Here is a 7,400-nt window from a genome sequence, read left to right as displayed (position 1 = left end):
TTCAGGGATTCAGGGATTCAGGGATTCAGGGATTCAGGGATTCAGGGATTCAGGGATTCAGGGATTCAGGGATTCAGGGATTCAGCCAGGTATTATTTACTGCTGACAGGGGTAATCAATAGCAGGCATCTCAGCATCTCAGCATCTCAGCATCTCAGCATCTCAGCATCTCAGCATCTCAGCATCTCAGCATCTCAGCATCTCAGGATACTGCAAAGGATACAGGAGGAGAGTGTCAATAAGAAGATTTCAGGATTTCAGGATTTCAGGATTTCAGGATTTCAGGATTTCAGGATTTCAGGATTTCAGGATTTCAGGATTTCAGGATAATTTTATCATCCATCTAAACGACAACAAACAGTAATGGTGGGAACCTCAGGATTCAATGATTCAATGATTCAATGATTCAATGATTCAATGATTCAATGATTCAATGATTATGGAATCACCCTTTTCACATTACGTCATGCAGATAAATCGGCATAGCAGTGTGCTAAAAGCGACAAAGAAAAAGGGGATAAGAGAAGGATTCTACAATCCTGAGATTACATGATTACATGATTACATGATTACATGATTACATGATTACATGATTATAAAATCCCGGGATATTGTTTGCAATCGCTGATTACGGTATCTTTGTATCACAGGATGACAGAATCCTGTGATGTAAAAATCCTATAATCCCAGGATTCTGTAATCCCGGGATACCAGCCGGAATCCTGCAGGAGTGCGTCATGGCGACAAAAATCATCTCTTTCCTGAACGGAAAGGGTGGGGTAGGGAAGACCACTACCTCCATCAACATTGCCACCTGCCTTGCCCGAAAGGGGCATAAGGTGGTGATGGTTGATACCGATCCTCAGGGCAGTATCAGTAACTGGTACGATGAAGCAAAGTGCAAATTTGACCTTGCTGAGGCGGCTTCTGAAAAAGAGGTTTATACCGTACGTAAGCAGTTAAAAGAATATGACTATGTGGTGATTGACGGTGCTGCAGCGATTACTGCCATTTCATCTGCTGCAGTGATGGTCAGCGACCTGGTACTTATCCCGGTCACACCTTCGCCGCTTGATTTCGCCGCCTGTGGTGCCATTCTTGCCGTTGTCGAAGCACGAGAAAATTTGCAGCCGGTGATCGCCCGCTTCCTGATCACTAAAAAAGTGGCGTCAACGCGTATGCTCGAAGTCCTGAAAGACTCTATCCAGGATACGGGTGTACCTGCGCTCAAAACAGCAACAACGCAGCGTCAGGTGTATATCCGCACGATGCTCGATGGCGGAACGGTATTCGATACAACCGACGGGAATGCGAAAGGGGAGATTGAAGTGATGACTAACGAGATCCTGGAGTTACTGGCATGAAAATGAAACTGGGACAACATCGTCAGCTGGCACCCGCACTGGATGCGGTCAGTAAGCCTGTCACTGGCGCAGTAAAAAAACTGCAAACGAATATTGACGAAGAACTTCACCGTCGCTTCAAAACAGCCTGTTTTATGCAGGGTCGCGAAATGAAAGACGTCCTGACAGAGCTCATTGAAGGCTGGCTGCCCGAGAATGAAGCCCGATAGCCTGCGGCCTGGTCAACCGCGGATCCTTCCTGAGCAGTCCGGCACCGTTCTGAAACGCGATCCCGGGGAGGATCCTTTTAAAAAAGAGATCTCATCGTCTTTGTTTTTCTTTTTATTTGTTTAGATCTTTAACTTTAAGGGCTGTTTTTTCTTTTAAGGATCAGCGCCTTACAGAGTAATATGTGGAGTGATTTCCTGCGTCAGGTGGAGTGATTTTCTGTCTGATGTGGAATGATTTCCTGTTAAATGTAGAGTTTTTTTCTGTTGATAACTTTATGATTTATCGAAATATTATTATGTGGAGACATTTTCTGTGGATAACTGTCTTCACGATCCTTTCTGATGCCGTCTTCCTCTCGTCGCTTTCCGCATGAATGTGGTGTGTCACTCCTGTTGCCGGTCACATTAAAATGACATCGTCACTGTAATATAACCTGTAACGTCTCAGGGGGCACTTGCGATGGGCATATTTTAACGAGTTATACCAATAAGTTACCAGAACATATAATTTATACGTGGAGACATTTTCGGTAAGAAATCTGCCTGCACATTTTTACGTGGAATGATTTCCTGTTGGCGGGAAGGACGCCGCACTGAGCTAATGTGGAGAAATTTTCTGTCAGTACCGGATGATGTGACAATGTCACCTTTGTTTGATATGTGGAATCATTTTATGCTGAGTGCCGTAGCACGGGGATACGTGGATAAATTTTCTGTGAAAGGTGGAGACTTTTCCTGCTGAACGATCAGCTGATCGCCAGAACGTACGCCAGCAGGGTAAGTTAAAGGCGGTAATGTGGAAAGATTTCCTGCAAAGCATGGGGCTTAACCTGTTGAATAAGTGAGTCAATCATTATAACCCGTATTGCCGTTTCATTGTCCTGTACTGGCTGTCGCGCTGATGTGGAATAATTTCCTGTAGGAGGGCTGCTAAAGGTGGAGGGATTTTCTGTTACTGGCATGGGTGCTACGTGGAGAAATTTTATGTCAGGCAGGGGGGCTAAAAAGGATCGTTACAGCGTGAAAGACGATCCTGATACAGGCCAATGTGGAAAGATTTTATGTTCCCATGCGCTTGGGTTCTTTGTAAGGCATTGACTTTAAATATAAAATAACGACAATATTTCACTTTACCTCAATATTTTTTGTGTGGAATACTTTGCTGAACATTCCACAAAGGGATCCTGCAAGAATGGAGCTTAACAAACTGACGGTCGTGCAAGGTAATGACCTCCTGGAGGGCGCGTACAGCGTCACCCTGGACGAAATGCGTTTGCTGAACCTTGCGCTCGCCCAGATTGACAGCAGGAAACCTCAGCCCGATGCGCTCTACCGTCTTTTTCCCCATGATTATCAGCGTATTTACGGCCTTAACCCCACCAGCAGCCACCGTCAGCTGCGGGAAGCCGCAGAAAGTCTGATGAAAAAACCCGTGACCATCTATCTTCCCGATCGTAAGACCGGCAAGATGCGAACCGTACAACTGTCGTGGTTTTCCCGCCTTGAATATGTCAGCAGTGACGAGCAAAGTGCTGTCGTACTGCGCTTTGGACAGGATGTGGCCCCCTATCTCTACGAGCTGAAAGAGTCGTTCACCAAGCTCAATTTTGCCAATATTGCCAAGCTTGATACCTCTTTTTCCGTACGGCTGTACGGCTGGCTGATCAAGGCGAAAAACCTGTATGGCCGTAAATCCAGTAAGGCTATTGAAGTAACGCTGGCGCTCGACTGGATGCGCGAAAAGGCAGGTCTTCAGGGCAAGTACGAGGACTATCGCGACTTTCGTCAGAAGTTGCTGGAGCCAACGCTGGCACGTATTAACGCAAATACCGACATTTCGGTGATCTGGGAGCCAGTCAAAAAAGGCCGCACCGTCGTGTCAATCAAGTTTTCCTACGTGGATGAATCGACCCCGGAAGCCAGCAAGCCCCTCAGGCCAAAATTCCCGCGCCGGCCGCGGGCGGTGGCGGGATCCGAGTTGGAAGGGGACTGGGCTCGTCGCTGTATAACCATTATGGAGCAGTACCGGACCCGTCTGACGGCGTACGATCGCGCAGAGAAAGTCCCCCTTACGGATGTCAGAAAGCTGGCCGGTTGGTACAAAACAATCGGCGATAAAATCAGCCACAAACGTGTGATGGCAGAAGTTGCCGAACGTGCAAAAAAATAGTCTTTAAATCAAATGGTTGATAACAGCTTCCAGAAGGTTTTTCCCCGTTTAAAGCAAGTTACGCACCGGATTATCCCCCGTTTCTGTGGATAAATTTCCTGATCATGTGTGGGCTGACCCAGGGATGTCATGAACAGGAAATTTATCCACATTAACTATCTCTTACGGTCTGCCTCAGATGGCTAATGAAAGAAACGCTTATTTTTCAATAAGCATCATGTCACTGCATCTTCACTGACCTCGCAGGCCTAATGCTACTAAATTATTAACGCAGTACGCAGGCTCTCTGCCGTGACGGGCATAGGGAGGGCGTGAATCGACTCTGCCGCACGCAGCGTATGGGCGATCATCTGCTCAATATCGCTCGGATTGGTCAGTCCACCCTAACGCCGCCAGAGTGGTTGCTGAAAGGCGGCGATACGCGTATAGCGCTTACCCAGCCCGCCAACCCTCCCATCACCGGCAATGATCGCATCGATCACATCACGGAAATCCTGGCTTAATATGTCCTGACGCTGAGCAACCGCCGCAAACGGGTATTTTGTTGTTATAATATAACGTATCAATAAAAGACCTTTTACCTTCAGGATCACGACACCCGATGCAGCGCATACCCCTTACTGTCCTCAATGGCTTTCTTGGTGCAGGCAAAACCACGCTGTTAAAAAGCCTGCTGATGCAGGCGCATCGCCAGCATCTGTCCGTCAGCGCGATTGTTAATGATATGAGTGAGCTGGATATCGACGGCGTGCTGATTGCCAACACGGAAATCATCGGACGTGAACAGCATAATTTCATTACCATTTCTGCCGACAGCATCAGCAGCAGCCGCGGCATTGTCAGACTTGCTGCCGCGCTGGATACGCTGATGGCAGGGCGGCGGCCGGACCATATTTTCCTTGAAACCTCCGGCAGCAGCCATCCGCTTCCGCTGATCAAGCTGTTGCGCGACCACCCCCGCGTCAGACTGCAGGGTCTGCTGTCACTGATGGATGCGGTGATGCTGCAAAACGACTATGCCGGATCCAGCACGCTGCTTCCGCGCTGGCAGGATAATGTTCGCCAGCGCCGGCGCGGGATCGAGGATCTGCTGGCGGAGCAGCTTCTGTTTTGCAGTCATCTGATGCTGACTAAAACCGACCGCCTGCCCGCCGGTGCGGTAATGACGATTGCCCGCGCGCTCCAGCAGATTAATCCCGGCGTGGGGGTGACAGCACTCCCCTGGGGCAACCTGCCCCTGAAGGAGGTGCTGGCGATACCGGAGTATGATTTCCACCGCGTGGCGAAGCTGGTTGATGAGCTGGAGGAGGCCGTTGAACAGCCGTCCGGAAGCGGCCAGCCCTATGAGATTGAATCGCGGGTGATCGAGGACGATCGTCCTTTTCATCCGCGGCGGCTGTGGGACACCTGTCAGCAGCAGCTGGGTGAGGGGATCCACCGCAGTAAAGGTTTTTTCTGGCTGCCCGGCCGGGACGATCTGGCGCTGTTATGGAATCAGGCATCGGGCAGTATTGGCCTGGAATTTATCAGCTACTGGAAAGCCGGGATACTCGCCCACGAAGACAACCATCTGGGTGCTGAAGAACGTCGTATACTGCAACAGCAGCTGGATGCGCAGTCGGGGCGTTTTGGCGACCGCCGCTGCCGACTGACGGTGATCGGACAGCGAAATCAGCTGGATGATTTTTGCCTCGCGCTGCACCGCTGCTTTCTGACTGAGCAGGAAATCGCCTGGTGGCAGGGCGGGGGAGCGTTTAACGATCCCTGGCCGCAGAAGGTCGGCAGGCTGAAAAGCTGAGCGGGAGACCATAACAGGGTTTGCCTGCGTCATGTCCCCCTGAGAAGGTGTTCTGACGCAGGGGCATGACAAATGCTTCTATAATTCAATGCGATTGAATAAAATCCATTTAACACATCATTGATGAGAAAGAATCATGACGGAACTGAAGATGGCTGTCCCGGCGATCGGCATTGATTTAGGCACCACCAACAGTTTGATCAGTGTCTGGCAGGAGGGGCAGGCCCGGCTGATCCCCAATGCGTTAAATGAATATCTCACACCCTCGGTAGTCAGCCTGGACGACGATGGCCGCATGCTGACTGGCCGTCCGGCACTGTCGCGTCTGACAACCCATCCGCAGCGAACCGCAGCGCTATTTAAGCGTTTTATGGGCAGCAAGAAGCAGTTTCGGCTTGGATCAGAAACCTTCGATGCGCCTGAGCTGTCGGCGCTTGTGCTTAAATCCCTGAAAGCGGATGCCGAGGCCTATCTCGGTCAGGAGATCACTGATGTGGTGATTTCCGTTCCCGCCTATTTCAGCGATGAGCAACGCAAACAGACCCGCTTTGCCGCAGAACTGGCCGGACTCAATGCGGTCAGGCTGATTAACGAACCTACCGCCGCCTCTATGGCCTACGGCTTACATACCCAGAACACCGGCCGGACGCTGGTCTTCGATCTTGGCGGTGGAACTTTTGACGTGACGGTGCTGGAGTATGATCTGCCACTGATTGAAGTGCATGGCTCTGCCGGCGACAACTATCTTGGTGGCGAAGATTTTACCCAGGCGATTATTCAGGCCTGTTTCAGTGAATGGAAACTCACTGCGGAGATGCTCCCCGCCACTGAACTGGCGCACCTGTACGACTGTGCTGAACAGCTCAAATGCCAGCTCGGTCAGCATAATGCTTCGCAGCAGCTGCGCTGGCAGTGGCAGGAGCAGACCTGGACGCTCTCATTTGATGAGGAGAAACTGGAACAGATCTGGCTACCGTTGATGACCCGGCTGCGTGCCCCCATCGAACAGGCGCTGCACGATGCCCGTCTGCGTCCGGAACAGCTTGATCATCTGGTGCTGGTGGGCGGGGCATCACGGATGCCAGTGATTCAGAAACTGGTGGTGAAGCTGTTTGGTAAATTACCGCATCAACATCTGGATCCTGCCACCATTGTGGCGCTGGGTGCCGCTGCCCAGGCGGCCTGTCGCTTGCGTAATGAAGATATTGAAGAGGTGATCCTCACCGATGTCTGCCCATATACGCTGGGCATTGCTACTGCCAGCGACCACAGGAGTGGGTTGTTTTCACCGATCCTGGAGCGTAATACCGTCGTACCGGCTTCACGGGTGGAGACCTTCACCACCCGCCATGCCGAACAGACGATGATACGCATTGCTATCTATCAGGGCGAAAACCCCCTGGTCGCCAACAATATCTTTATTGATGAATTACAGGTGCCGGTGAAACCCAACGGCGGGTTGCAGAATATCGACGTGCGTTTCAGCTATGACATCAACGGGTTGCTGGAAGTGGACGTCAACCTGCCTGACAGCGGTGAGTCATTCAGTAAAGTGATCGATCACAGCCCGATTGGTCTCAGTCCTGAACAGCAACAGCGCAGTCGTGAACGTTTAGCGTCGGTGAAAATTCATCCCCGTGACACGCTGGTGAACCGCAACTTGCTGGCGCGTTTAGAGAAATCCTGGGCGCAGTCGCTCGGGGACACCCGGGGACAGATTGGTCTGTGGTTAGAAGAATTTGAAACAGCGTTAGCCAGCCAACAGGAAAGCCATATCACCCCGCTGCGTCAGCGTCTGGAGGCGCTGCTGCAGGACATGACCCCGTAACCGGTAAAGAACGGCCGCCCGTCAAACGGGC

The 7,400-nt window shown here is 51.0% G+C and carries 6 protein-coding genes and 1 pseudogene; all 7 read left to right on the top strand.

Going from position 1 to position 7,400, the window contains the following annotated elements; translation table 11 throughout:
- Positions 1-330 (top strand): annotated as a pseudogene (locus ACZ3HG_RS18965) (hypothetical protein); the annotation flags it as partial.
- A 407-nt stretch (positions 331-737) separates the two neighbouring features.
- Positions 738-1,364, top strand: coding sequence for a ParA family partition ATPase (gene parA, locus ACZ3HG_RS18960; protein ID WP_191935439.1), 627 nt, complete (start codon positions 738-740; stop codon positions 1,362-1,364).
- Positions 1,361-1,573, top strand: coding sequence for a plasmid partition protein ParG (locus tag ACZ3HG_RS18955; RefSeq protein WP_191935440.1), 213 nt, complete (start codon positions 1,361-1,363; stop codon positions 1,571-1,573). The genes parA and ACZ3HG_RS18955 overlap by 4 nt, the downstream gene beginning before the upstream one ends.
- A 1,192-nt stretch (positions 1,574-2,765) precedes the next feature.
- The gene (locus ACZ3HG_RS18950) at positions 2,766-3,743 is read left to right on the top strand and encodes a replication initiation protein (protein WP_191935441.1); all 978 of its coding nucleotides are present in this window, start codon (positions 2,766-2,768) and stop codon (positions 3,741-3,743) included.
- A 311-nt stretch (positions 3,744-4,054) separates the two neighbouring features.
- Entirely contained in the window at positions 4,055-4,246 is a 192-nt protein-coding gene (locus ACZ3HG_RS18945) for a hypothetical protein (RefSeq protein ID WP_465333852.1), read from the top strand.
- 98 nt (positions 4,247-4,344) lie between these two features.
- Complete coding sequence (locus tag ACZ3HG_RS18940) at positions 4,345-5,541, top strand: CobW family GTP-binding protein (protein WP_191937215.1); 1,197 nt, start codon at positions 4,345-4,347, stop codon at positions 5,539-5,541.
- Between the two features lie 145 nt (positions 5,542-5,686).
- A complete protein-coding gene (locus tag ACZ3HG_RS18935; protein ID WP_465333925.1) occupies positions 5,687-7,369 on the top strand; it encodes an Hsp70 family protein in 1,683 nt (560 codons plus the stop codon).
- The last annotated feature ends 31 nt before the right edge of the window (positions 7,370-7,400 follow it).

The sequence above is a fragment of the Erwinia sp. PME.40.26/001 genome, from assembly GCF_055556675.1.
Note: the sequence above shows the minus strand (reverse complement) of the source record. Positions and strands in the feature narration are given on the sequence as shown.